The 24,868-nt window shown below is 62.5% G+C and carries 21 protein-coding genes; 12 read left to right on the forward strand and 9 right to left on the reverse strand.

Annotation, left to right across the window (positions count from 1 at the left end; all coding sequences use genetic code 11):
* Positions 1-9 precede the first annotated feature (9 nt).
* A complete protein-coding gene (locus AAFN55_RS20280; protein ID WP_347800786.1) occupies positions 10-1,278 on the reverse strand; it encodes a DUF2793 domain-containing protein in 1,269 nt (422 codons plus the stop codon).
* 82 nt (positions 1,279-1,360) lie between these two features.
* Positions 1,361-2,596 (reverse strand): polysaccharide pyruvyl transferase family protein, encoded by a 1,236-nt coding sequence (locus AAFN55_RS20285; RefSeq protein ID WP_347800787.1) that lies wholly within the window; start codon positions 2,594-2,596, stop codon positions 1,361-1,363.
* 280 nt (positions 2,597-2,876) lie between these two features.
* Between AAFN55_RS20285 and AAFN55_RS20290 the strand changes: the two genes are divergently transcribed.
* The 7 genes from AAFN55_RS20290 to AAFN55_RS20320 all read left to right on the forward strand — a co-directional run bounded on the left by AAFN55_RS20290 (position 2,877) and on the right by AAFN55_RS20320 (position 11,394).
* Positions 2,877-3,701 carry an ABC transporter permease gene (locus AAFN55_RS20290; protein WP_347800788.1) on the forward strand — a complete coding sequence of 275 codons (825 nt, stop codon included), beginning with the start codon at positions 2,877-2,879 and terminating at the stop codon, positions 3,699-3,701.
* The gene (locus AAFN55_RS20295; protein ID WP_347800789.1) at positions 3,698-4,486 is read left to right on the forward strand and encodes an ABC transporter ATP-binding protein; all 789 of its coding nucleotides are present in this window, start codon (positions 3,698-3,700) and stop codon (positions 4,484-4,486) included. Before AAFN55_RS20290 ends, AAFN55_RS20295 begins: the two co-directional genes overlap by 4 nt.
* Before the next feature lie 118 nt (positions 4,487-4,604).
* Positions 4,605-7,022 carry an FkbM family methyltransferase gene (locus tag AAFN55_RS20300; RefSeq protein ID WP_347800790.1) on the forward strand — a complete coding sequence of 806 codons (2,418 nt, stop codon included), beginning with the start codon at positions 4,605-4,607 and terminating at the stop codon, positions 7,020-7,022.
* 37 nt (positions 7,023-7,059) lie between these two features.
* Positions 7,060-8,010, forward strand: coding sequence for a glycosyltransferase (locus tag AAFN55_RS20305; RefSeq protein ID WP_347800791.1), 951 nt, complete (start codon positions 7,060-7,062; stop codon positions 8,008-8,010).
* A gap of 150 nt (positions 8,011-8,160) precedes the next feature.
* The gene (locus AAFN55_RS20310; RefSeq protein WP_347800792.1) at positions 8,161-9,051 is read left to right on the forward strand and encodes an FkbM family methyltransferase; all 891 of its coding nucleotides are present in this window, start codon (positions 8,161-8,163) and stop codon (positions 9,049-9,051) included.
* Positions 9,052-9,194: 143 nt separating this feature from the next.
* Positions 9,195-10,112 (forward strand): class I SAM-dependent methyltransferase, encoded by a 918-nt coding sequence (locus tag AAFN55_RS20315; RefSeq protein WP_347800793.1) that lies wholly within the window; start codon positions 9,195-9,197, stop codon positions 10,110-10,112.
* Between the two features lie 304 nt (positions 10,113-10,416).
* Positions 10,417-11,394: a glycosyltransferase gene (locus AAFN55_RS20320; protein WP_347800794.1), complete on the forward strand. Its 978-nt coding sequence runs from the start codon at positions 10,417-10,419 to the stop codon at positions 11,392-11,394.
* Positions 11,395-11,401: 7 nt separating this feature from the next.
* Here the strand turns inward: AAFN55_RS20320 and AAFN55_RS20325 are convergent, their stop codons facing one another.
* The 3 genes from AAFN55_RS20325 to AAFN55_RS20335 form a co-directional block, all read right to left on the reverse strand.
* Complete coding sequence (locus AAFN55_RS20325; RefSeq protein WP_347800795.1) at positions 11,402-12,295, reverse strand: hypothetical protein; 894 nt, start codon at positions 12,293-12,295, stop codon at positions 11,402-11,404.
* Complete coding sequence (locus AAFN55_RS20330) at positions 12,292-13,698, reverse strand: mannose-1-phosphate guanylyltransferase/mannose-6-phosphate isomerase (protein ID WP_347800796.1); 1,407 nt, start codon at positions 13,696-13,698, stop codon at positions 12,292-12,294. The genes AAFN55_RS20325 and AAFN55_RS20330 overlap by 4 nt, the downstream gene beginning before the upstream one ends.
* Positions 13,699-13,900: 202 nt before the next feature.
* Positions 13,901-14,791 (reverse strand): glycosyltransferase, encoded by an 891-nt coding sequence (locus AAFN55_RS20335; protein WP_347800797.1) that lies wholly within the window; start codon positions 14,789-14,791, stop codon positions 13,901-13,903.
* A 171-nt stretch (positions 14,792-14,962) separates the two neighbouring features.
* Here AAFN55_RS20335 and AAFN55_RS20340 point away from each other — a divergent pair, with 171 nt between their 5' ends.
* Positions 14,963-16,321, forward strand: a complete 1,359-nt coding sequence (locus AAFN55_RS20340; RefSeq protein WP_347800798.1) for a phosphomannomutase — start codon at positions 14,963-14,965, stop codon at positions 16,319-16,321.
* Between the two features lie 11 nt (positions 16,322-16,332).
* Here AAFN55_RS20340 and AAFN55_RS20345 read toward each other — a convergent pair whose 3' ends face one another.
* Both AAFN55_RS20345 and gmd read right to left on the reverse strand, forming a co-directional pair.
* Positions 16,333-17,292, reverse strand: a complete 960-nt coding sequence (locus AAFN55_RS20345) for a GDP-L-fucose synthase (protein ID WP_347801053.1) — start codon at positions 17,290-17,292, stop codon at positions 16,333-16,335.
* A gap of 22 nt (positions 17,293-17,314) precedes the next feature.
* Positions 17,315-18,385, reverse strand: coding sequence for a GDP-mannose 4,6-dehydratase (gene gmd, locus AAFN55_RS20350; RefSeq protein WP_347800799.1), 1,071 nt, complete (start codon positions 18,383-18,385; stop codon positions 17,315-17,317).
* Positions 18,386-18,577: 192 nt separating this feature from the next.
* On the opposite strand from gmd, the gene AAFN55_RS20355 reads away from it, so the two are divergent.
* The 3 genes from AAFN55_RS20355 (at position 18,578) to AAFN55_RS20365 (ending at position 21,492) form a co-directional block, all read left to right on the forward strand.
* A complete protein-coding gene (locus tag AAFN55_RS20355; protein ID WP_347800800.1) occupies positions 18,578-19,771 on the forward strand; it encodes a polysaccharide pyruvyl transferase family protein in 1,194 nt (397 codons plus the stop codon).
* Between the two features lie 135 nt (positions 19,772-19,906).
* Positions 19,907-20,815 (forward strand): glycosyltransferase family 2 protein, encoded by a 909-nt coding sequence (locus tag AAFN55_RS20360; RefSeq protein WP_347800801.1) that lies wholly within the window; start codon positions 19,907-19,909, stop codon positions 20,813-20,815.
* Between the two features lie 5 nt (positions 20,816-20,820).
* Positions 20,821-21,492: a sulfotransferase domain-containing protein gene (locus tag AAFN55_RS20365; RefSeq protein WP_347800802.1), complete on the forward strand. Its 672-nt coding sequence runs from the start codon at positions 20,821-20,823 to the stop codon at positions 21,490-21,492.
* Here the strand turns inward: AAFN55_RS20365 and galE are convergent.
* Together galE and AAFN55_RS20375 are read right to left on the reverse strand one after the other, a co-directional pair.
* The gene (gene galE, locus AAFN55_RS20370; protein WP_347800803.1) at positions 21,489-22,481 is read right to left on the reverse strand and encodes a UDP-glucose 4-epimerase GalE; all 993 of its coding nucleotides are present in this window, start codon (positions 22,479-22,481) and stop codon (positions 21,489-21,491) included. The two genes, AAFN55_RS20365 and galE, sit on opposite strands and share 4 nt — an antisense overlap.
* A 78-nt stretch (positions 22,482-22,559) precedes the next feature.
* Positions 22,560-23,477, reverse strand: coding sequence for a glycosyltransferase family 2 protein (locus AAFN55_RS20375; protein WP_347800804.1), 918 nt, complete (start codon positions 23,475-23,477; stop codon positions 22,560-22,562).
* Between the two features lie 107 nt (positions 23,478-23,584).
* Between AAFN55_RS20375 and AAFN55_RS20380 the strand changes: the two genes are divergently transcribed.
* Positions 23,585-24,802 carry a glycosyltransferase gene (locus AAFN55_RS20380; RefSeq protein WP_347800805.1) on the forward strand — a complete coding sequence of 406 codons (1,218 nt, stop codon included), beginning with the start codon at positions 23,585-23,587 and terminating at the stop codon, positions 24,800-24,802.
* Positions 24,803-24,868 lie beyond the last annotated feature (66 nt).

A 24,868-nucleotide genomic window follows, 5' to 3' on the forward strand; every position in this document is an offset into this window, starting at 1 on the left:
TGGTGCGGCTCAGCCCGCTGGACGTATAGGCGGACGTGACCGTCGGCACGCCTGACGAGAACTCGACCTGATCGATCGAAACCAGCGGCACGATGCGTTTCGCCACGGTATAGGGCGCGACGACCCGGAAGGTGCGCCGCTGACGGTCGCGCCGCTGAAGACCGGATGCACCGCCTCGAAATAGCGGCGGCACAGCACCTCCTCCAGCGCAGCCGGTCTTGCCTCGAACGGTGTGGGTCGGGGGCCCCGTTCGACCTGGACCTCGCCGAAGGAGGTCGACGACGTTACCTCTATCACGAGCTTGAGGTTGTCAGGCTCCCCGGTTCCAAGCGAGAGCGTGACGTGACGGCGCCCCGAACCGGCCGGGATCGTGCCGGATTTGCTGCCCAGCGTGACGTGAAGCGGGTTGCTGGGTGCATCGACGGAGATCGTGACGACAGACCCCGCGAGCCGCGCATTCTCGATCGTCTGGCTGATCGCTCCGGTCAGCGTGAAACGGCCGGCGGCCACCGAAACCGTGCACCCGCTCCCTTCCGACCGCCAGCGGTCATATCCGTATCCTGCCAGCGCGCCGCCAGGGAAACCGCGCTGGTTGATGGCGCCGGTTCCGTTGATGACCGCGTTCCTGAACCCGGCGAGGGGCCCGGAATTGAGGCTGCCGAGGCACACATCGCCGCTCGCTTTGTCGACGCGAAGCGCTTCGACGAAATTGGCCCCGTCGGCACTGACCTTGAAGACGAGATCGTCGTCGCCGACGAGTCCGATCTCGGCGCGCCCCTCATAGCCGCTTTGAAAAACGAGGGTGGCGCGCGCAGGTGCGTCCGCCTTGTTGACGGTCAATTGGTGGTCGCCGCCGTCATGCGTGAACAGCGATGCCGGGCTCGCCACGGCAAGCTTGTTCACCGCGTCCGGTGTGGCGTTCACGCCGAGCGACGTCAAGTTCTCCGCGACGCTGTGCCAGCCGCCATCGCGCCGCACATAGAGGCGGCCCTCGTCGCGAACCCACGCCAGCCATCCGTCGCGCGGCACCAGACAGCGCCAGCCGCCGTCGATCATGCAGGCGACCTCGCCATCATGGCCAAGCCATTCACCGTCGGCATTGGTGCCGACAATGTGGCGGTCGCCTTCCCCCGGGCTTTCCGGTGGCGTCGCCAGGTCGCGGCTCTCGACTGCAAGCTGCACGATGAAGTCGAGCACTAGCAGCGCTTCATTGTGCGTGACGTGCTTCTGCGCCTGCGACGGCATCAGATAGGGAAGCTTGAGGTGACGAGTATCCATGGCTGCGATTCCTTCTGTGGGATTCGCAGTGTCCGCCGAATGCCGGACAGGTGGATAAATCTCGGTCGTTTTTACCGCGACGTTAAATCTTGAGCGTGTGGGTCAGCCCGTTTTCTTCAAAGAAATCAATGAACCCATCGTAGATCGTCGGCATCAAGCGCTCGAATTCACTCCAGTCGGCATTCTCGATGTCGAAATCCGTTTCACCCCTGTCGAAAGCCATGTGCGGCAGTTTCAGGAACTCCACCATGTCCTTCAGCCGGTAATCGTGAACCGCGTATACAGCCGGCGTCCCTTGCGAAATCGCGATGATGTTGCCGTGGAGACGCGTACCGACGATGAGCGACAGGTCTCGCGAACGCCGCAGATATTCGGGAAGCTGCGTCGAGAAAAAACCGCGCTCCTTGATGTTCCGGCGCAACGTTTCCGGCAGTTCGCGATAGTACCAGTCGACACTCTTTGCCTTATCCTCGATGGAATAGCGCGTGACATAGGACTTCATCAATTGACCGGGCTTCAGGCCGCCGGAATAGTCGGTTTTCGCGACTTCGCTCGTATGGCCTGTCATCCCCTCGACCAGATAGTCCTCCCTCAGCGAGGGGTGCACCCCATCGCGCAGCGTCAGATAGTCCTGCAGGACGTATTCACCGCCCTGCGCGACCAACGAGAAATTCTTCGCTCGGTCGAATACCTTTTTCATGATGTCGAACTGGAACGCGTGCAGGACGGGGATTGCGCCCATGTCGGTGATCGTGAAGCCGACATTGTCGTAGCTGGGGGGCTTCAGCTTGAGGTCCCGCTTGCCCGACCACAACAGGCTCGGGCAGCCCAGAACACGGGTGTTGTGAATGCCGTAGCGCGCCAGCAATTCCTGGCTCATATGGCCGCGAACCTGGGAACTCGCGGCATTGTCGTGCAGCCATTTGAGCGAATCGACGTCTTCCGGCGTCAGTTCGATCGTGTCTCCGAACCGGAACTGAACGCCGAGCGACAGCAGGATGACGGGGATTTTGAGCTGCTTCAGGTATGAAACCGGGAGCTGCGTGCCAAAGAATCCCGGATAGAGCGCGTTCTGCATCACGGCGATGACGGCATGGCATTCATTGTTGATGATATCGAACTGCTCGGGCGTCGCCTCGCGGGTCAGCGTGTAGAACTCGTCGAAATCGAGGGCGCGGCCAAGCGCCGATGCGACGAACTGATCGCCGACATTGTGCGGCCAGCGGCCGAGAAACGGGTGCCCACGCTCGTCCCCAGGCGGAACCACATAGCCCGCTCCGCGCCCGTCGATCAGGGAATGACGCGAGAAAATCGCCAATCGCGGCTTTCCCGATGCAGTCCTCGAATTCTCTCTCGGCGTCATGGCATTCCCGTTGCGGCGTGTCGGTTGCGCACTGTACTGCTGCAATTGCTTCGATCTTGCAACCGAAGCGAGGCGAGCGTTTGGCTTCCGTTTCCGCGGTTTGGGGCCATCACCCATTTGGACGCAGGCCGCAGGTGTTTGCATCGCGCACGAATTGTCGTAAATGGCGGGCGGGAGACGACGCCCGCGGCAATCGCGCAGGAGCGTCGCCGGTTTATGAGAGCACGTCGCCCAATTGAAACAGTCCCCCCTCTACGAGGCCACCGCCGGCCGAAGTCACCTTGCCGATGGCTTGAAGGATATCCGCGAAGGCTTCGAAAGCCGCGCCATCTGGCGCGAGCTCGTCCGTCGCGATCTCTACGCCAAGACCAAGGGCGCATCGCTTGGCAAGTGGTGGATCATCATCGCGCAGGCCATCGCCATCTCGGGCATCGGCCTCGTCTACGCCCAGTTGTTCGGGATGACGCTGGCCGACTACCTGCCCTATCTGGCAACCGGACTCATCACCTGGGGCTTCATGATCGCGCTGATCAATGAAGCGCCGGACGTATTCGTCGCCTCGAAAGGCTATCTCACACAGACGCGCTTCCCCCTGAGCGTCTGCGTATTTCGGTACGTGACCCGGAACGTGTTCATGTTCCTGTACAAGGCGTTGATCATCCTCGTTGTCCTCGTCATCTTTCAGGTGCCGCTCGGCTGGAGCACGTTGATCGCGATTCCGGGTGTCGCTTTGATCGCGCTCGCCGGCTTCTTCACGGCCGTGATCCTTGGACTTCTCAACGCCCGATACCGCGACATCGGGCAATTGGTCTCGTCGCTGACGGTGTTCCTGTTCTTCATGACCCCCGTCTTCTGGCGTGCCGATCGGCTCGGGGAATACGGTTGGGTCGTGCAGTACAATCCGCTCTACAACTTCCTGACTCTGGTCCGCTCGCCGCTGATCGGGGAACCGATCACCTACTGGCCGTTCCTCATGACGGGCGGTTCGATCGCCGTACTCGCCGTGCTGGCCACGATCGTCTACCGAATACACGGCCGCGAGGTCATCTATTGGCTATGAACGATCAGCTTTCGCAGGGATCCGAGATTTCGCTCTCCGATGTTTCGGTGTCGTTTCCGCTCGTCCGCTACCAGGCGCGTCAGTCCTGGGTGAAGAACGAGAAGGGCAAGACCGGCGGCGAGATCATGCGGCCGGAGCGCGGCATCGCCCGCATCCGTGCGCTGGAACACATCGATCTGACCGTAAAGCCGGGCGACAGGCTGGGCATCCTTGGTCACAACGGCGCGGGAAAATCGACGCTGCTGCGTGTGGTCATCGGAGTCTATCCGCCGACCGAAGGGTCGGTGCGCGTGCGTGGCCGCATCGCCTCGATGATCGACATCCATACCGGCTTCGACAATGTGGCGTCGGGCCTCGACAACATCCGCATGCGCGCGATGTTCATGAAGATACCGCCCGCCGTGGTCGAACAACGCCTGCCCGACGTGGCGGATTTCACCGAACTCGGCGATTATCTCAATTTGCCGCTCGCGACCTATTCGTCCGGCATGCGTGCGCGCCTCGCTTTCGCGATCGCGACCGGCTTCGACCCTGAGATCATCATCATGGACGAATGGCTCTCGGCCGGCGACCGGTCCTTCCGGGAGAAGGCGGAATCGCGCATGAGTGCATTCGTGGATCAGGCCGATATTCTGGTGATGGCGTCGCATTCGGATCCGCTGCTGAAAAAGGTCTGCAACCGTGCCATCATTCTCGATGCCGGTCATATCGTCTTCGACGGGCCTGTGGACGAAGCGATCGAGCTGCGGCAGGGCCGCGCGAAAGCCGCACAAAAGCCCGCGTGACCAGAGATATCCCTGCCTGTCGATCGCTGGCGAACGCCACTCAAGTCATGATATCTTGTTTGCAACCCGTCGGATCGATAAGCGTTTACCTGCCTCCGCTACGAAATGGTCCCACCATATGAGTTTGAAGCTTCGCGCTGAGCCGGAACGAGGAGCCGGAAGCCTGATCGAGGGAGCGGCTGGCGTGAACCTCGCGCTGACGGGTCGCCTGCTCTATCCGAGCGACGACCGCGTCCTCCGTTTCCTCCGGGAAGGATGGTTCGAATATCGCGAACTGGCCATGATGAGCCGGCTCGTCAGGCCGGGCGACTGCTTTGTCGACATCGGCGCGCATTGCGGCCTCTATTCCCGCCTCGTTTCCCGCCGCCTCGGGGGTAACGGCACGATCATCGCCGTCGAGCCCAACCCGGCCCTTCATCCGTTCCTGCAAGCCAATCTGGGCGTCCAGGATGTGCTCTCGACGCAAGGCCTGACAGCCGGTTCGGTCCATCTGGTGGGCGCGGCGGTCGCAGCCGAAAGCGGCGAGGCGCTGCTCCACACCGGCGAAGCGGGCTGGACGGCCTATTCGTCGCTGCAACCGACCGCCGGCATGCAATTCACCCATGCCGTGTCGGTGGCGACCCGGCCGCTCGAAAGCCTTGTCGTCGCCACGCAGCCGGGCGGGCAGATTATCGTCAAGCTCGATACCGAGGGCCTCGAATACGAAATCCTTCGCCAGGCCGTCCCCTTCCTGGAAAGCCGCAACGACATCCATCTGATGATCGAGTTCGATGAGAACAACCAGGCGCTGGGCGGACACACGACAGCCGATCTGCGCGAACTGCTGCTCGATGCCGGCTTCGACTTGGCAATGTTCGACCCGGAATCGGGAATGCTGGTCGAACACCATTCCGAAAACGCGCTGTGGGGAGCGAACCTCGTTGCGACGAAGGCGATAGACCTCCTGAACGAGCGGCTTGGCAGCGTCCCCGGGGATGTCGCGCAGGAGACCGACGATTTCCTGCAGTGCGGCGCCGTCGCGCGAGCGATCTACAAGCGCAGCGAACAGCTCTACCCCGCTTTGCGGGCGATCGCGGATGCGACGGGCACGATGGCCGGCATCGCCGCGGCGCTTGAGGGCCGAAACACGCCGCAGGCGCTGCCGGACGAAAGCGACGTATCGGCAGAGATGCAGGCAAGCCTCGTTGCGAATATGCAGGACCAACTGGCCCGTCTCGACGGCTCCGTGGATTCGGTGACGCAGCAGCTCGACGCAGCCCGCGAGACGACGGCTACCTTGAACTATGGATTGGCGCAAATCGCCGACCGGCTGGCCGACCATGCCCATGTCACGGCGGCGGCTCGGGCCGAGTTGAACGGGGAGGACGGGCAGGCGCTGCCGGCAGTCGGTAGCGGCAGTGACACCGCCGACGTGAAAGCCGTGCTCGGAATCTCCGATCGTCTGGGCTCTGAAATCGGCAAGCTGGCCAGCACAGCCCGATGGCTCGCGCGAGACAGCAGTGCCTCCCATCGGGATCATGACGAAATCGATGCCGCCATCGCGCGCGCAGTAGCACTTCTTTCTGAAGATGCTGTGGCAATGGCTCACACGGTCGCAAGCCTCACCGGAAACACGGACCGCGTTGCGGATGTCGAGAAGGCTGTGACGACAGTCAAGGCACTGCCCTCTGCGGAACAACTGAAGGCAGTCGCCGATCTTGCAGTCGACCAGGGCGGCGTTCTAACCGGCGTCGCACAGTGGCTTTCCACGCATGAAAAGACATCGGACGTCATGAACCCCGAGATAGAGGCCGCCATCGCTCGCAGTACGGCGCTTCTCTCCGAACTCACATTGGCGGTCGCGAGGGTTGCTTCCAACCTGTCTGCCTCCCCGGAACTGCTCGGAAAGACTGAACAGGCCATCGCCGACGCCAGGGCGCTGCCACATGTCGATCAGTTGACGACTCTCGTCGATCTGGCCTCCGATGAAACCGGAAAGCTCACAACTGCAGCCGTCTGGCTGCACGAGCACGCGACAAACCTGCGCACGGACATAGATCGACATCAGAGCGCAATCGATGCGTTCGGACAATTACACGCGGAGACGATCAAGGCCGAAAAGGCTCTGCGAACCGCTCGTCTCGATCTAGCGGCGCTGATTGCCAGGGAAGCCGACCGGACTGCCGCGCAACGGAAGCTCACCGCACCGGACCCTTTTGCGCTCGAACATAGCATCAAGACCGCGCTCACCAGCGCCGCCGCCCATCTGTCGTATGGACGCAGATTGCTTGGCACGACCGCTCCTGTCGCGATACCGGGCGGCAGCGACGACCTTTCGTCCGAACTGGGCAGGCTCGGCACCGTCAACCGCGAGCTTCTCGCCGAAATCCACAGGATCGGGCTCATCGCGGACAAGGCGAAACGCTCGCAATGGCTCAGGCTGGGCAACCGCCTGGGTGCCGACGTCACGCGCCAGGTCGACGCGATCGTGACGCTGATCGCGGACATCGAAAGGCGTGCTGCTTCGTCCAGCGAGCAACCCGAGGCGCAGGCATGACGGATGCGCAGCGCGCCGTCGGCTCGTTCCAGGCGCAATGGCGGCGCTGACCTCCTCTGTCGACGCAGTCACGCTGAGCGTGGTGATCGCCGCGCATGCGCCGGACCCCGACAGGTTTCGCCGCGTGCTGTCCGCCCTACGCGTTGCCGTCACGAACGCGGGCGACGTCGAAACGATCGTCGTTCGCAACGGCGGCCCCGCGATCCCCGACGACGTGCTGGCGGCCGGGCGGGGGATCAGGCTGGTCGATGAAGATCGCTTGGGCATCGCCTGGGCTCGGGCGACAGGCATCGGCGCAGCACGCGGCGCGTACATCGTGTTCGTGGACGACGACACCGTGCTGGACGAGGATTATCTGGTTGAAGCGCGCCGCTTTGCGGTCGCAAACCCGTCCATGGGCGTCTTCGGCGGCAGGATCGTCGGCGAATTCGCCACGCCGCCCGCTCCGGCGATCAGCGCCGCCCTGCCGTTCCTTGCCCTGAGGGATTTTGGGCCGCAGGAAAAACGCGTGGCGGCGCAGGCGGAGCCCGGTTTCGACGTGCCGGGCGCGGGCATGGTGCTGCGGCGCGACATCGCCCTCGCCTTCGCCAGAATGGTCGAAGACGGCACGCTGGCGGGCATCGGGCGCACGGGCAACAGCCTCGCCTCGGGCGACGACACGGCCTGCTGCCTCATTGCGCGACGCATGGGTCTTCCACTGGCCTATGTGCCGGCGCTGCGGCTCACCCACATCATTCCGAAGGGGCGGTTGGAAGCCGACTATCTGCGCAGGCTGGTGCACGGCATAGGAGGTTCCGCGGCCAGGCTGGACGCCCTGTTCGGCGGCATCGAAGCCCTGCGCATCCTGTCCCGGCCACAATTGCTGGCGCGCCGCGCCGTCCACATCGCCCGCCACGGCATGACCGGCGGCCTGATCACGTCAGCCTGGCATGCCGGCTATCGCGAACAGGCTTTGCGGGAGATGGCTGAGCGGAATAAAGCAAAGTAAATGGTTCAATTTCGAAACTTGGCTGATATAGAAAAAGACGTTTTCATTCGCTTGCATTACAACGCTCCGGCATGAGTTCCTCTTCTTGAGGAGGTTGCGCGAGCAGCATCGGTGTGGTTCTTGGAGTGCTTTCTACGGGGAATAATGCCGATGCAAAACGAATGGCCACCACGTGGTTCGACTGGCTTCGACAAATACAGTTTCTTCGACTGCGGTGCCTTTGGCTTGTTCACATTGTCGGATGAACGCTTTCAGCCAAAAGCCTATGGAAAGCGCGCCTATTCACCGTCGACATTCTTCATCGAACGAGAAAAACGCGCCATTGACCCGAATAAAGTCCATCTATGGAATGAGCTCGGGCCGGCACTAAGGACGCTGGGAGACGCTACGACCGTCCTTGATGTCGGGGGATACATCGGGACGTTCTGCATACCACTTGCGCTATCAGCCCAGGCATCGGGCCTTGACCTCACATTCCACTCGTTCGAGCCTGGACCGACCCGCGAACTGCTCGCCATAAACGTTCAGGCCAATGGCTTGGCCAGCCGCGTAACGGTCCATGACGCTGCCATGTCCAGCTTTGACGGGCACACCATCTATCGCTTCAAGACCGGCGGCTCGATTGGTGGAGCAGTATTCGGTAACGGTTCATCTGACGATATCGAGCGCGTCGCTCCCTGCTTCACCATCGACCGATTCTGCAAAGACGTTGTGGGGAGAATGTTTATCAAGCTGGACACGCAGGGTCACGAACCAGACATAATGAATTCTGCGCGGCTCACCATTTCCCAAAAGCGCGCGATCTGGCAGATCGAATTCATAGCGTGGGCGGCACGTAAGGATATCGGAGGACAGTCATTTGCCGATTTCCTGCTGCAGGAGTTCTATCTGTTCGAAGGACATCGGGAAATAAACGCCCTGACGATGCCCGATTTTCTGAACGAGATCGACGCACGTGCCTCCCGCATGGCTGACATGACTCTCATTCCGCGCGGCGCACCATTTGTCGAGAACCTGTTGGCCCAAGTCAGGCAGGGATAGACACAATTTCCGGCCGCTTTCGCTGACGGAAGAATAACATCATCGCTAACGGAACTCACGAACCAGATGAAGGGCCGTATATCTGGTGGTCACGTTCGCAGGTTTTAAGTGTGGTCCAGATTGCTCGTAGGAGGGCTGAAAAGTTGAACAAGCCATTGGACGAAAACGCACGGCTCCGTGCAGGCAACGAACGTTGGAAGAACGAGGCTGAGCCCGCATTTATCCATCGCTTAGAGAGCAATCTCATGAGCGTCGGCAACATGAACGGCCAGTTCTACCCCGAGCCCCGCATCGCGGGCGGATACGTCGTCTACCAAGCCAGCCAGGACGAACTATCGAAACCACTTGCGGAGCGCGTACCGCCGACGGCTCTACGCCACTACTACGGATTCAAAGATGGCAAATGGCACGACGACCTCTACCTGAGCACTGGCCTCAACGATACGAAGCAGATGCGGAAAATCCTGGCTGACGATGGCTTTTCGCTGGAAGGCCAGAGGATCATGGAGTTCGGGTGCTCTTCGGGCCGACTACTCAGGCATTTTGAAGCAGAGGCTCACAGCAGCGAGGCTTGGGGCATTGATCTCCATTCGCCTGGCATCCATTGGGCGCAGTCGCATCTATCGCCACCATTCCATTTCATGACCAACAACACCAACCCGCATCTGCCGTTTGAAGACCGTCATTTTGGACTCATCTTCGCCGGCTCCGTCTGGACGCATATTGGAGAGTTGGACGATGCGTGGCTTTTGGAGATGCGCCGCATCATGAACCCGGGCGGTCGCATTTACATAACAATATCCGATGAGAACACTTTGGCGGAGGTGAAGCGAATCAACCCCGGGCACGAGAGCAACAAACACGTCGCAGAGCTGGACGAGGTCACCGGAATGCTGTCAAAGGACTACGTGCAGTTCGTCACCCGCTCCACCCCCTGGCTACAACGTTCGGTCTACAATCGCGAAGCATGGCTCAAGAAGATTGGCCGCTGGTTCGATGTGAAGATGGCAAAGGCCAACGCGTACGGCTGGCAAACCGGCGTACTTTTGGAGAAACGATAGAGATTGCGTGGACGTTGAGATACTTGGTCTTGCCAGTATCCCATATTTCATCGGGATTATCAGTGCCTTTGCTTGAAATTATGGCTTGCAATCCGGCCCGCTGATCGGCAATGAATCATTGCTGACGGTGGGCCAACCGTTTGCATCGCAACGAGTTTCGGTGGCGTCATGCGCACGTGATGACGCAGTTTGCCGGGGTAATGACGCATGATTGGCGTCGGCAGCGTCGTTTGGTGCATAACGTATTCGAAACGCGATCTGATTTGCGCGATGGGCAGCATGCTGCCCGCGGAGAGGCCAGGCAGTGAAAAAGCAGAAGCTCAGCGTAATCCTGTGCACCTACAGCCCGAAAGAGCACATGCTGCGCCGATGCCTGGGCTCGCTGGCAGTGCAGGAGATCGCAACCTCCGACTATGAACTCATCGTCGTCGACAATTGCTCGAAACCGCCGCTGGAGAAGGCTTCGCTCGAAGCGATGGCGGGGCGTGAGGTCCAGCTCGTCCGCGAAATGCGGCCCGGCCTTGTTCATGCCCGCGTGGCGGGGTTCCAGGCCGCGAAGCATTCGGTATTGGTGTTCATCGACGACGACAACGAATTCGCGCCCGATTATCTGTCGCAGACGCAGCGCATCGCACAGGCGGAGCCGAAGCTCGGCGTCTTTGGCGGCCGGTGCATCGGCGCCTATGAACGCCCGCCCGCGCGCATCAAGGAGTTTTTCCTGCCATTCCTGGGCGTGCGTGACCAGGGCGACGAAGCCTTGACCGATGAGGGCAAGGAGTGGGGGCCGCACGAGCCCATCGGCGCCGGCATCGTCGTGCGCAGGCCGATCGGTGAACTCTACGCGAATTTCGTCGATGGCGGTACGGCGGGAGGCGGTCTGGGCCGCACCGGCAACCAGCTTCTCGCGGGCGAGGACTCGCTTTTGTCACGCTTCGCGCATGAGGCGGGTTATCTCTGCGGCTACCGGCCGGAACTGAGCCTCAACCACCATATCGAGCCGCGCCGTCTCGAATGGGGCTACCTCACGCGGCTGATGAAGGGCCACGGCATGAGCTATGTGCGCCTCGCGCGCATCAACGGGCAGCAGTTCGAGCCCGTGGAGACGTGGACCGCGCGGAAGATGATGCTGAAGAACCTGATCTATCGGCTGCCCCGCGAAGGCGTCATGGCCGCCTTCGCCCACATCTTCTGGGATCTCGGCTTCTACGAGGCGGTCAATGAAGGCCCGCCCTCGCAAGCGCAGGTTGCCGCCTCTCCGGCACGTTCGGCCTCGGTCAACTGAGCCGCGATCAGCCGTCCAGCATCCACGCGTGGGGCGTGCCGTCCAGAACGTCTGCGACCGCATCGAAGTTCATGATGATTTGGGAGAGCGGCCGGGCGTTGATCCGCGCGTAACGGGGCGTGACGCCGGCAGCCTGGACGCCGAGATACGCGCAGGCTTTTCGATACCCGATCGAAGGATTTGTCTCGATGTCGTCTTCATAGACAAGGTCCAGCCACGCGATGCCGGATTCCCGGAACGCGCCCTCGAGCCGTCCGAACTCCTGCTCCACGAGGGAGATCGCATCGAGGAGCGTGTAGAAACCGGGGCCGAATGCAATCCGGTCCACGTCCAGATCGACCCGAGGCAGATGCGGCACCTCCCCAGGCTTCCAGTGATATCTGCCGCTTTCCGTTGCAAGCCTGTTCGATACGAACCGCCGCAACAGGTTCTTTCGCCGAAGCATGATGGCATGCTGCATTCCGAGAGACCGGAGGTAGCCAACATATCCTTCGATGCCGAAGGGAAAGAGTCGCATGTCGACTGAATTTGGGAACTTGCACTCGAAGAGATAGGTGCCACCACCGCGCAGGAGGCGGCGGCGCGAGACGATCTTCGTCTCCGTGTATTCGCTGGCATTTGCAAATCTCTGCCTGAGTGCATCCCTGTCCCGATAGTCGGTATAGATTTCGCTATCCGAAATGACGTCCGGCAATTGATCCAGCATGTCGGCAAGAACAGTGCTGCCCGAACGGCCCACATGAAACATGACACAGACATTCGAGCGATCCGGCGCGCGACCGACGATCGGCGTGGCGAAGGTCCGTGCAACCGAGGACAGTTCCAGACGCAGGCGCCTACCAAGCCGGCGGTAAATCTGGCTCTCACGCATCGTCGTCCTGAAATCGTCCAGCTTGATCACGAACGGCCGTAGCGATCCTCGAAGCGCACGATGTCGTCCTCGCCCAGATAGGAGCCTGACTGCACCTCGATCAGTTCGAGCGGGATCTTGCCGGGATTTTCCAGCGCGTGGATTTCGCCGAGCGGGATGTAGGTCGACTGGTTCTCGGTCAGCAGGATCACCTCGTCGCCCTTGTAGACCTTCGCCGTGCCGCGCACGACGATCCAGTGCTCGGCTCTATGATGGTGCATCTGCACCGACAGCTTCGCCCCCGGTTTCACGGTGATGCGCTTGACCTGGTCGCGCTCGCCGAAATCGATGGAGTCGTAGTGCCCCCAGGGGCGGTAGACCTCGCGGTGGTTCATGTGCTCGTGGCGGCCATGCTTCCTGATCAGGTCGACGATACCCTTGACGTTCTGGACCTTGTCCTTGTGCGCGATCAGCACGGCATCCTTGGTTTCCACCACAACGAGGTCCTCGACGCCCACCAGCGCGACGAGGCGCGCTTCGCCGCGCACGAGATTGTTGCGGCTGTCGAGCGCAAGCACGTCGCCATGCAGCGCGTTGCCGTCGCTGTCGCGCTCTTGCACCTCCCACAGCGCCGACCACGACCCGATGTCGTTCCAACGCGCGTCGAGCGGCACAACGGCCGCGTCGGACGTCTTTTCCATTACCGCGTAGTCGATCGATTCCGACGGGCAGGCGGTGAACGCCTTCGCATCGACGCGAACGAACTGCATGTCGGGCTCGGTCGTGCCGATTGCGCTCACGCAGGCGTCGAGGATGTCGGGACGGTAGCGCTTCAACTCGTCGAGATAGCGGCTTGCCTTGAACAGGAAGATGCCGCCATTCCAGTAATATCCGCCGTCCGCGATGTAGCGCTCGGCCGTATCGGCATCGGGCTTTTCGGCAAAGCTGGCGACCGCGTAGCCATGATCGCCAAGCGTCTCGCCGCGCCTGATGTAGCCATAACCGGTTTCCGCGCGCACCGGCACGATGCCGAAGGTGACGAGCTTGCCCCGCTCGGCGAGCGGAACGGCAGCCTCGATCGCCGCGTGGAACTTCGGGACGTCACGGATGAAATGGTCGGCCGCCAGCACGAGAAGCAGCGGGTCCTCGCCGTTTCGTGTCGCGTAGAGTGCGGCAAGCGCGATGGCCGGCGCGGTGTTTTTGGCGACGGGCTCGAGCAGGATCGTCGTCTCTTCGCGGCCGATCTGCCGAAGCTGCTCGGCGACGAGAAAACGATGCTCCTCGTTACAGATCAGAAGCGGGCTCTCGGCGGAGATGCCGTCGAGGCGGGTGATCGTTTCCTGCAGCAGCGTCTGCTCGCCCGTGAGGGCGTGGAATTGCTTCGGGTAGAGCTGGCGCGACAGCGGCCAGAGCCTCGTGCCGGAGCCCCCGGCCATGATCACGGGCAAGAACATGATGCCAATTCTCCTCGCCGCGTCCGGCCTGCCGGCTGCGGGATGCTTCGCGTTCCGGCTGGGTGCACGATCGCGATCCCTGAGCTGTCGCCTGGCATCGATCTCAGCTCCCAACCTCTCCGGTCACCTATATTCAAGCCACCCGCCATGGCCAATCGAATTTTGTGACAGCGTATAGCACGGCACTACCGCGCAAGGCGTATCACCAGCCCGAACCGAGGCTGCGGAAGGCCCGGTGCAGTGCAAGCGCGCGCCGCCAGTGACCGGGGTCCGGTCGCGCGATGAGGGCTGCAGCGCAAACGCGCGCGGCCTCCAGCACGTCGCCCTTCAGAAGGCCGGCCCGCGCGGAGGCGAGCCGCGAAACGCTCGAAAACGCGTCGAGCAGTGCGTCATCGACCCCTGCGGCCGGGTCGGCGGCGATCGCCTCGGCCATCGCGAGATGCGCGGCGTGGACACTGCGATAGCTCGTCCACGACCCGCCCATGGTGCGCGACCCCGCATGCGACCGGTAGCGATAGACGGGTTCGGAGACCATTTCGCGTTTCGGATCGAGGCGCAGCAGCCGCAACAGCATGTGCCTGTCCGCCCCGAGCCCGATATCGGTCCGAAAGGGACCCGCACGGACGAGAAGCGCGCGCGAAAAGACGCGGGCGTTGATCGTTGGCACGGCAAAGAGAAGCGATTCGGGGCTCATCCGCCGCGCATGATGATCGCTGCGCCAGGTCACTGTCTCACCCGTTGCGATCTCTGCTTCCCCGGTGACGATATCCCCGCCTTCGCCTTTGGCCCGATCCACAAGGCCCTGCACCGCCGGCAGGACGACATCGTCGGCGTTGAGCCACACGATGTGTGATCCGTTCGCGTTCGCGATCGCCCTGTTGAGGCCGTGATAAAGCGATCCGTCCGGCCCTTCGAGCAGGGTCACGCCGGCTCCGCGCAGATATTCGATCGATCCGTCGGTCGATCCACCATCGGCGACGACGATTTCGAACGACGCAGCCGGCAGCGACGCGTGCACGGATGCGATCGCATCGGGCAGATGCGGCATGCCATCGAGACACGGCATGACGATGCTGAGAACCGGATGGGGCATGAAACGTCCGGGCTGGATGTGCGTCTGATTGTGCCGTCTTACGCTGCCGATCGCATCGGGCGCAACACGAAGCCCGTCGCTCGAACAATGCAGGTTGCGCCGTAGCGACATCCTTTCTAACACAGGCGCCAGTGCCGCATGCTGGTTTCGCGGCGAAAAACGAGGACAGCGATGGCATCTCCGTTCAAGGCCTATGACGTGCGCGGCGAGATCCCCGGCCAGATCAACGTGCCTTTCGCCTACCGCATGGGCCAGGCCGTGGCCGCCCTCAACAAACCGGAAAGCGTCGTCGTCGGCCACGACATGCGCCAGGACAGCCCCGCCCTTGCGGACGCGCTCGCCCAGGGCCTGCTCGACAGCGGCGTGACCGTGCTTCCCGTCGGGCAATGCGGAACGGAAGAAGTGTATTTCCACACCGCTCATTCCGGCGCGGGTGCAGGGTTGATGGTTACGGCAAGCCACAATCCGGAAAGCTACAACGGCTTCAAGATGGTGCTGAAGGGCGCGACCGCGGCCACACGCGAAAACGCCTTCGACGCGATCGAGGCGTTGGTGATGTCCGACAAGGTCATCGGACGCGTTGGCGACTACAAGGCGCGCGGACACCTGGCGCCGATCCTCGACCGGGATCCCTATATCGAGCGTATCCTGCAGCAGGTCGCGGGCCAGGATTTGAAGCCGATGAAGATCGTCTGCCACGCAGGCAATGGCTGCGCCGGCCCGATCATCGACCTGCTCGAAGCCCATCTTCCGTTCGAGTTCATCAAGATCGACCACGAGCCCGATCCATCGCTGCCCAACGGCATTCCCAACCCGCTTCTGCCGGAGAAACGCTCGCGCGCTAGCGAGGCGGTCGTCGCGCACGGCGCCGATCTCGGCATCGCCTGGGACGGCGATTTCGACCGCTGCTTTCTCTACGACCACAATGGCCGCTTCATCGAAGGCTACTATCTCGTCGGGCTCATCGCGCAGACGATGCTCCGCACCGCGCCGGGCGCGACGGTGCTCTACGATCCGCGCCTGACCTGGAACACGCAGGATCTGGTCGCGCGCGCCGGCGGTGTCGCGAAGCTGTGCCCTACCGGGCACGCCTTCTTCAAGCACCGCATGCGCGAGGAAAATGCCGTCTATGGCGGCGAGATGAGCGCCCACCACTATTTCCGCGATTTCAGCTACTGCGATTCGGGCATGCTCGCCTGGTTGGCGGTGGTGGCCGAGCTGTCCGCAAGCGGCACATCGCTCGCGGAGCGCGTGGAAGAACGCATCGCGGCGTTTCCATGCTCGGGCGAGATCAATTTTACGGTCAAGGATGCCCGCGCCGCGCAGGAGAAGGTCGCCGACAGATATGCCGACGAGAACCCGGAAATCGAGACTTTGGACGGGCTCGGCATGGATTTTGCGGACTGGCGCTTCAATCTGCGGGCGTCCAACACCGAACCGCTTCTGCGCCTCAATGTGGAGACACGCGCAGACCCGGCGCTGCTCGAGAAGCGCGTGAAAGAGATTTCGGAGCTTATCCGCAGCGCGTGAACACGAACGGCTCAGGCGACGTTGAGGCGCGCCTGACCCGTCTCGACGTGTTCGCGGAACCACGCATAGGCGTCTTCCAGGCCGCTGCGAAGATCGTGCTTCGGACGCCAGCCTGTCTCGAACAGGCGCGTCACGTCCATCAGCTTGCGCGGCGTGCCGTCCGGCTTGGTCTCGTCGCGGAGGATTTCGCCGTCGAAGCCAACCACCGACGCCACCATATGCGCCAGATCGAGGATCGAGATGTCCTCGCCGGAGCCGACATTGACGTGGCCGTCGCCCGAATAGGACTTCAACAGATAGACCATCGCGTCGGCAGCATCGTCGACATGCAGGAATTCGCGCTTCGGCGTGCCTGATCCCCAGATCGTCATCTCGCGCTCACCGGCGAACTTCGCCTCATGCGCCTTGCGCAGCATCGCGGGAATGACATGGCTCTTTTCGAGATCGTAATTGTCGCCCGGACCATAGAGGTTTGTGGGCATGGCGGAGATGTAGTCGACGCCGTGCTGGCGGCGATAGGCCTGGCAAAGCTTGAGCCCGGCGATCTTGGCGATCGCGTACCACTCGTTGGTCGGCTCGAGCGGGCCGGTGAGGAGCGCGTCCTCGGGAATCGGCTGCGGCGCGAACTTCGGATAGATGCAGGACGAGCCGAGGAAGATCAGCTTCTCGACCTCGTTGCGAAACGACGATTCGATCACGTTCGTCTCGATAACGAGGTTTTCGTAGAGAAAATCGGCCGGATAGGTGTCGTTAGCGAGAATGCCACCCACCTTCGCCGCCGCCAGAACGACGGCATCAGGCTTGCGGTCTGCGATCCACCGCCGCACGGCGGACTGGTCGCGCAGGTCGAGTTCCTTGCGCGATGCGGTCAGCACCTCGCAATTCTCGCCTTCCAGCCGGCGGACGATCGCCGAGCCGACCATGCCGCGATGGCCGGCTACGAAGACCCGACGGTCCTTCAGCGAATAGATGCTCTTCATGCTCGAACTCCGGTCAGGCGGAACGGTCGTTGCGCCAGGCTTCCCGCTCTGCAAGATCGATATCGGCCTTCACCATCTCGGATACAAGTTCGCGGAAGCTTGTCGTGTGCTGCCATCCGAGCTTTGCCTTTGCCTTCGAGGGATCGCCGATCAGCAAATCGACCTCGGTGGGGCGGAAATAGCGCGGATCGATCCGTATCAAGGCCTGACCCGTCGACGAATCGCGCCCGACCTCGTCCACGTCCTTGCCTTCCCAGACGATGGTACGACCCACCTCGGCAAAAGCAAGCTCCACGAACTCACGAACGGCATGCGTTTCGCCGGTGGCGAGCACGAAATCATCCGGCTCGTCGTGCTGCAGGATGCGCCACATGCCCTCGACATAGTCGCGCGCATGGCCCCAGTCGCGCTTGGCGTCCAGATTGCCGAGATAGAGCGTGTCCTGAAGGCCGCGCTGGATGCCGGCGACGGCGCGGGTGATCTTGCGCGTCACGAAGGTCTCGCCGCGCGTCGGCCCCTCATGATTGAAGAGAATGCCGTTGGAGGCGTAGATGCCATAGGCCTCGCGATAGTTGACCGCGATCCAGTAGGCATAGAGCTTGGCGGCAGCATAGGGCGAGCGCGGATAGAACGGCGTCGTCTCCGACTGCGGAACTTCCTGCACCTTGCCGTAGAGTTCGGACGTCGAGGCCTGATAGAACCGGACCGTCTTCTCCATGCCGAGGATGCGGATCGCCTCGAGGAGGCGCAGCGTGCCGATGCCGTCCGCATTGCCGGTATATTCCGGCGTCTCGAAGCTCACCGCGACATGGCTCTGGGCCGCGAGATTGTAGATTTCGTCAGGCTGCGTTTCCTGCACGAGGCGAATCAGGTTGGTCGAATCCGTCAGGTCGCCATAGTGGAGAAAGAAGCGCGTGTTCTTCTCGTGAGGATCGACATAGATCCCGTCGATGCGTTCTGTGTTGAACGAAGAGGAACGCCGCTTGAGGCCGTGAACCACGTAGCCTTTTTCCAGCAGCAGTCGCGCCAGATAGGCTCCGTCTTGTCCTGTTACGCCGGTGATAAGCGCCGTCTTCTCTGTCATCTGCGAAACCCGGTTGCTGTTTTCCAACGTGCAGGACTTAGCCGAATGCCGGCCAAATGCAACCATGGCGTCCCCGGAACGGCGGCGTTTGCGGGCGCTCACCGGTCAAGAATATTGACCCGCCGAACTTTATCGTGCACTTGGCTGCCGCTCGCACACCCTCTCGTCTTGGGAAAAAACGGCAAATCCTTCATGACAAACGATCAAAAGACCGCGTTTCTGGGAACGCCCGGTTTTGTGCAGGATCCCGGCAGGTTCGGCAATGCAGACCTCCTGAAGGCTGTCGGCGCGAATTCGGGCAACCTCCTTTTTCAGTATGCCGCGACCAGGCTGATCGGCGGCACGCTCGAGCATGTCGGCTTCTCGGGCAAGGGTTACGGCGACGCGACCGTCTTCAGGGGGCTCGATTTCTTCGTCTTCCCCGCCGCCAACCATCTGAAGGCCGATGGCGAATGGGATCTGCTGACCAAATTCCTGAAGTCGATCAGGGTGCCGCTGATCATTCTGGGTCTCGGTGCGCAAGCCGATCGTGGTGCCGATCCGAAGGCGACTGCGGCATCGATCCGGGAGAACCAGTCCGTCATGGACTTCGTCCAGATGCTCAAGGACAAGGCGCAGTTGATCACGGTACGCGGCCCCTTCACGGAAGCCGTGTGTCATGAACTCGGCCTGTCGGCCGTGCTGCGGCTCGGCTGCCAGTCGCAATTCCTCAATGCGGACCGCGATCTGGGCGCGGCGACGGCAACCCGGCTGTCCGAACTTGCCAACAGCGACGCTCCCGCCCGGCTGGCCCGGCTGGCATTGACCGCCTCCGCTCCGAACGAACTGCATGGCTGGCGCGCCGAACTCGAGGAGAAGCTCTTCGGCTGGACCGCAGAGAGTGACGGGATCTACCTGCAGCAATCCTGCGAGGAGTGGTTCTTCGACGGCGCGGAGGGGCATCTTGCGGACCTCTCGTCGTCCAATCTCGCCTATGCGCACCGCCACATCGCGCCTCACATGGAGCGCAAGGCGTTCGCCGAGAAGCTCAAGGCCACCTTCCGCATCTATTTCGACGCCCGCCGCTGGATCGATGATCTGGCGCCCGTCGATCTTGCGATCGGAACGCGCATCCATGGCAACATGGCAGCGCTTGCCGCGTCCAGGCCGGGTGTCCTCGTGGTGCACGACGCACGCGTGACGGAACTGGCAGAAGAGATGCATGTGCCGCGTGTCGACGGCCAGTCGGTGATCGACGCAACGGACCATCGGCAGGTGCTGAAGAGCGTCGAGTTCGACGGCGCGGCCTTCGACGCGACCCGCAGGCGCAAGGCTGGCATGCTCGCCGATGCCTTTTCGAAGCTCGGTGTTCCCCCGTCCGACCATTTGCGCCATCTGGCTGCCTGAGCCGCGCGGCTTGAAGCGGCCCCCCGCGTCGGACTATGAGGACTGTGTTGCGCGTCGAAAGACGGCGCGCAGACCACCGATGCCATGCAAATCCTTGATGCCGCGACAGCGGCGCAAGATGACGGAGATGCACCGATGACAATTGCAGACGCGGCCTATCCGCGAATTTCCCTCATCATTCCATGTTTCAAGGCGGCCGGAACGATCGCGCGCACCTTCGATTCGATCCTTGCCCAGAATTACCCGGATTTGCAGGTAATCGTCATGGATGGCGGATCGACCGACGGGACCGTCGAGATCATCAAGGCCTATGAGGAACATCTCGACCATTGGGTCAGCGAAAAGGACAAGGGTCAGGTCGACGCGCTCACCAAGGGTTTCCTGAAAGCGGACGGCGAGCTCTTCGGCTGGATCTGCGCCGATGACGAGTTCCTTCCGGGCGCCTTGCGCAGGCTTGCCGAGGAGTTTCTGGCGCATCCGGAGGCGGATGTCGTCACCGGCGGCTGCCGCCGCAACTTCAACGACGAATACACCGTCGACACATCGCCCGACCCGTCGTTCCTCGACGATCTCGATTTCAAGAACACGATCGAGCAGCCTTCGACGCTGTGGCGCCAGCACACCCATCATGCCGCCGGCCCTCTCGACGGCACCTACAAGTTCGCCTTCGACTGGGAATATTGGTGCCGCATGAAGCGGACGGGCGCGGTGTTCCGGGCGATTCCCGAGCCGCTGTCGCTCTACCATTTCTCCAGCGAGAACCTGACCTCGACCGGCGGCCGCAAGATCGCCGACGAGATGTACCGTATCGTCAAGGAATACGGCCCCTACAACGGCCGCATCGCCGACGTGTACCGCATGCTGTACCGGGTATTCGATCTGCGCGGCTACTATGACAAGGAAACAGCCGAAGCGATGCCGAAATGGAAACGCGCGGCCTTCTTCTTCGCGCTGCGCCTTCTCTATCGCCGCTACGACGCGCACGTGATCAATTCCTACAACTGGAATTTCGTCTCGCGGCAGGAGCGCGGGCTGGGGTGGTAGGAGCCATGATCAACGAGGTCGAAGCCGATATCGGCACCTACGTCGTATCCTATGGCGGATCGGGCTCGAAGCTGGTGACCCGACTTCTTCATGAGGGGAAGAACCCGGAATTTCTGGAGCGCGCGCATGTCCACTGGCGCTATCCGCCCTCGGCACCGGCAAGCGGAACCAGATTCATCTACGTCTTCGGAGATCCGAGAAACACCGTCATCTCGTTCTTTCAGCGACGCGAAAGCCGGCATGCCAATCACGGCTTTGCGGCACCTGCGAATGCTGCTGTTCCCATGCCGCGCTTCGTGCAGTGGGCGTTGAAGAATCTGCAGTGCTCCACCACGGATGTGCCGGAGCACCTCGATCTCCAATCCTATCTGGCCAGTGCTACGCATGACGTCTTCGAACTGGAAGATCATGTCCGTCGGTGGCTTGATCGCAGCGGCGATCTCGACATCGCGTTCGTCAGATATGATGCGCTGTGGGAGAACCCGGACGCCGTCGAAAAACTGATCGGCCTCAAGGCCGCCGATATCCCGCCGCGTGTTTCGCGCAGAGCGGATTGGACGGCACTTCCAGCCGACCAGCGGACCCAGATGAATGGGATCTACGGGGAGGCGGTCACGTTCATCGACAGCCTCCCGGATGTCTTCATGGGCAGGGACTTGCTGTCGAAGACAGCTTAGCGCGCCGAGTTGCGCCGCGACAGCGACTTCTCCCAGGCCAGCGCATCGCCCACGATCCGGTCGAGGTCGTCGTGCTGCGGCACCCAGCCGAGTTCCGCGCGCGCCACGCTCGAATCCGCCACAACGGCGGCTGCATCGCCCGGCCTGCGCGGCCCCATCTGGACGTTGATGTCTCCCCCGAAGACGCGTTTCACGGCGTCAATCACCTCAAGCACCGAATAACCGTGATTGTAGCCGCAATTGGCCACGAGGTTTCCGCCACCCGCCCGCAGGCGCTTCAGCGCCAGCAGATGCGCCGCCGCGAGATCGGAGACGTGGATGTAGTCGCGAACGCAGGTCCCGTCCGGCGTCGGATAGTCCTCGCCGAAGACCGTCAGCGACTGACGCTTGCCCAGCGCGGTTTCGCTGGCGACCTTGATCAGGTGGGTGGCGCCCGGCGTCGACTGACCGGTGCGTCCCTTCGGATCGGCGCCCGCGACATTGAAGTAGCGCAGGGCGGTGTAGGTGAAGCCGTGCGCGGCGGCGGCATCGCGCAGCATCAATTCCGTCATCAGCTTGGACGTGCCGTAGGGCGATTCCGGCGCGAGCGAGGCGGTTTCCTTCACCGGCTCCAGGCCGGCGGCACCGTAGACGGCAGCGGTCGACGAGAAGATGACGTGCTTGACGCCGCCCTTCACCGCCGCCGCCAGAAGCGCGCGTGTCTTGCAGGTGTTGTTCTCGTAATAGCCGAGCGGATCCGACACCGATTCCGGCACCACGATCGAACCGGCGAAGTGGATGATCGAATCGACCGAATGCTCCTCGATCAGCGAACCGACGAGGTCGGCATCCGCTATGTCGCCGACCACCAGTTTTGCTTCGGGGGCAACGGCCCATTCGAAGCCGGTGGACAGCCGATCGAGGACCACGACGTCCTCGCCTGCGTCCAGCAGGGCCCAGACCATGTGGCTGCCGATGTATCCCGCGCCACCCGTTACCAGTACCGCCATCGTATGTTCCTTGATGCTGAGAGCCCTTATTCACCCGCATGAGCCATAGCAATATGGCCATGATTGGCAACTGGCGGATTAACGGCCGCCAATATCCACAAGCGCGTTCGCCGCGACCCTCTCGATGGTCCATCCGGGCGATAGCTGGAGCGACAGGCGGGGCACCCTCGCCAACGAGCGCGCGAGAAAGAAGGCGGCGCGGATACGGTTGCCTGCAAAGTGGTGAGCCGCCGCGCATTCGACGTCGAGATAGGCCGACAGCCGTCGGAGCATCGCGCGATCCGCGATAAGCGCTCGCCATTTGCGCCGGATCGTCCCGGCCACGGCTTCGACCTTGGCGGGCGTTTGCGTGCGCGCCCGCTCGATCGCCACGGCGACGATATCCTGGATCGCCAGCCGAAAGCCCTTGAGCCCGAGGGCAAGAAACCAGTCGAAATCCTCGAAACGGCGCAACGCCTCGTCCTGAAGCACATCCGCCTCGCGGATGGCCTTGGCGTTCATGATCACGCACGAACCGGGTGAGAACCAGCACCCGGATGCGAAGTCGCGGCTGTTGGTGCCTTGGCGCGGCATGCGCGAGACAAGCGGCCGTCCGTCCTGGTCGACGTCGATCCAGCCGCACGCATAGACGGCGAGCGGGTCGGGCCTGCTTGCCTGATCCTCGGTCACCATGCGCCAGCGGGTACCCAGCGTGTCGGCCAGCAGCCAGTCGTCACTGTCGAGAAACGATATCCATTCCGTTTGCGCGGCCATGATCCCCGCATTGCGCGCGGCGGCTGGCCCGCGATTCTCCGGCTGGCGAATGATGCGGACGGTGAGCCTGCCGATCGTCTCGGGGTCGATCGATACGGGCGGTGCGGAGCAATCGTCGACGACGATGACCTCGACCGGCGGGTCCGGCTGGGCCGCGATGCTCGAAAGCGCCCGCGCAAGCCGCTCCGGCCTGCCGAACACCGGCATGATGATCGTCAGCGGAAGCAATGGCACATTCGTCATGACGGGTCGATCGCGCTGCGGCCTTGTAGCATCACCTGCCTCTGTCCTATGCAGATGCGCGGACGGACTGTCCTGCGTCCAGTCTCGAGAGCGGAACCGACATTGACGTGAACCACAGCCGAACCACCTTCATCTGCAATGACGGCGAATATTTCCTTCGCCATCGCAGGCAGATCGCGGACACCCTCGCCGCAAACGGGCACGACGTCACCGTCCTGATGGGTGGCCCGCAGCTTGCGCCCAGTCGTATCGGCCGGTGGCGATATGTCAATGTGCCGATCGAGCGCTTCCGCTTCCATCTCCTCTCCGACATCGTCCTCTTTCTCGCAAGCCTGCGCGAACTCGTCGTCAACCGGCCGCGCCAGGTGCAATTGATCACGCTCAAGCCGGCCATCTTCGCGGGCCTCGCAGCAATCGCCGCGCGCATGATCGGGCGCGGGCCGGAGCGGATCGTCATCACGATTCCGGGCCTCGGGCGCCTGATGGCGCCGGCCTCCGCGATCGACGGGCGTTCCGCACGGCTGATGCGGGGCCTCGTGGGTTTCGTGATCCGCTTCCTGTCGCGGAGGCGAAATGTCTGGTTCACCTTCGAGACGCCGGACGACCGCCAGCACTGGCTGTCTCTCAGATACATCAGGGAGGACACCTCGCTCGTCGTCAGCGGCGCCGGCGTCGATCCCGCAAAATTCCACCCCGGCGACGATCGAACCAGCGCGCCGGTCATGCGCGTTCTGTTTGCCTCGCGCCTCCTGCGCGCCAAGGGCCTCGACGCCTTCGTGGAGGCGGCGAGGCGGCTGACGACGCGGAACGATATCGAGTTCGTGGTGGCCGGCATGGTCGAACCGCACGACCCCGACGGCTACCCGCCAGAGGATCTCGCGGCAGAGCGGTCGATCACCTTCCTCGGCGAATCCGCCGCCATGCCCGACCTGCTGCGCGAGGTCGATGTCGTCTGCCTTCCGACACGTTACGGCGAGGGCATACCGCGCATTCTCATCGAGGCGGCCGCAACCGGCCTGCCCTGCATCGCCAGCGATGCCGACGGCTGCACCTATATCGTCAAGCATGGTGTCAGCGGCACGATCATCCCGGTCGGGCCCGTGCCCGAGATGGTGGAACAGCTCATTGCGGCGGTCGAGCGCTACAGGGCCGAGCCGGACCTGCGCCGCCGCGAAGGTGAAGCCTCGCTGGCGATCTTCACCGGCGGTGACTTCGCCGAAAGCGCGGTTACCGGCCGCATCGTCGCCTTGTTGACCGGCGATGAGGCTGCAACGGACGACAAGCACACCGAGGCTGCCGCCCAGCCGACGCATCCGAACATCTGACCGCCACAAGCGTGGTGCATTTCCACGGGATTCGTGGCATGTGACGCGCGGTTCGAGCGCGCGCGG

It is taken from the genome of Mesorhizobium sp. CAU 1732, assembly GCF_039888675.1.
GTDB lineage: Bacteria > Pseudomonadota > Alphaproteobacteria > Rhizobiales > Rhizobiaceae > Aerobium.

What these genes read in the sequence shown, in the direction of transcription:
- AAFN55_RS20300 (WP_347800790.1), top strand. Translation starts at nt 4,605, where the DNA reads ATGAGTTTGAAGCTTCGCGCTGAGCCGGAACGAGGAGCCGGAAGCCTG.
- AAFN55_RS20280 (WP_347800786.1), bottom strand. Translation starts at nt 1,278, where the DNA reads ATGGATACTCGTCACCTCAAGCTTCCCTATCTGATGCCGTCGCAGGCG.
- AAFN55_RS20335 (WP_347800797.1), bottom strand. Translation starts at nt 14,791, where the DNA reads ATGCCCCATCCGGTTCTCAGCATCGTCATGCCGTGTCTCGATGGCATG.
- gmd (WP_347800799.1), bottom strand. Translation starts at nt 18,385, where the DNA reads ATGACAGAGAAGACGGCGCTTATCACCGGCGTAACAGGACAAGACGGA.
- AAFN55_RS20310 (WP_347800792.1), top strand. Translation starts at nt 8,161, where the DNA reads ATGCAAAACGAATGGCCACCACGTGGTTCGACTGGCTTCGACAAATAC.
- AAFN55_RS20340 (WP_347800798.1), top strand. Translation starts at nt 14,963, where the DNA reads ATGGCATCTCCGTTCAAGGCCTATGACGTGCGCGGCGAGATCCCCGGC.
- AAFN55_RS20305 (WP_347800791.1), top strand. Translation starts at nt 7,060, where the DNA reads ATGGCGGCGCTGACCTCCTCTGTCGACGCAGTCACGCTGAGCGTGGTG.
- AAFN55_RS20330 (WP_347800796.1), bottom strand. Translation starts at nt 13,698, where the DNA reads ATGTTCTTGCCCGTGATCATGGCCGGGGGCTCCGGCACGAGGCTCTGG.
- AAFN55_RS20360 (WP_347800801.1), top strand. Translation starts at nt 19,907, where the DNA reads ATGACAATTGCAGACGCGGCCTATCCGCGAATTTCCCTCATCATTCCA.
- AAFN55_RS20365 (WP_347800802.1), top strand. Translation starts at nt 20,821, where the DNA reads ATGATCAACGAGGTCGAAGCCGATATCGGCACCTACGTCGTATCCTAT.
- AAFN55_RS20295 (WP_347800789.1), top strand. Translation starts at nt 3,698, where the DNA reads ATGAACGATCAGCTTTCGCAGGGATCCGAGATTTCGCTCTCCGATGTT.
- AAFN55_RS20355 (WP_347800800.1), top strand. Translation starts at nt 18,578, where the DNA reads ATGACAAACGATCAAAAGACCGCGTTTCTGGGAACGCCCGGTTTTGTG.
- galE (WP_347800803.1), bottom strand. Translation starts at nt 22,481, where the DNA reads ATGGCGGTACTGGTAACGGGTGGCGCGGGATACATCGGCAGCCACATG.
- AAFN55_RS20375 (WP_347800804.1), bottom strand. Translation starts at nt 23,477, where the DNA reads ATGACGAATGTGCCATTGCTTCCGCTGACGATCATCATGCCGGTGTTC.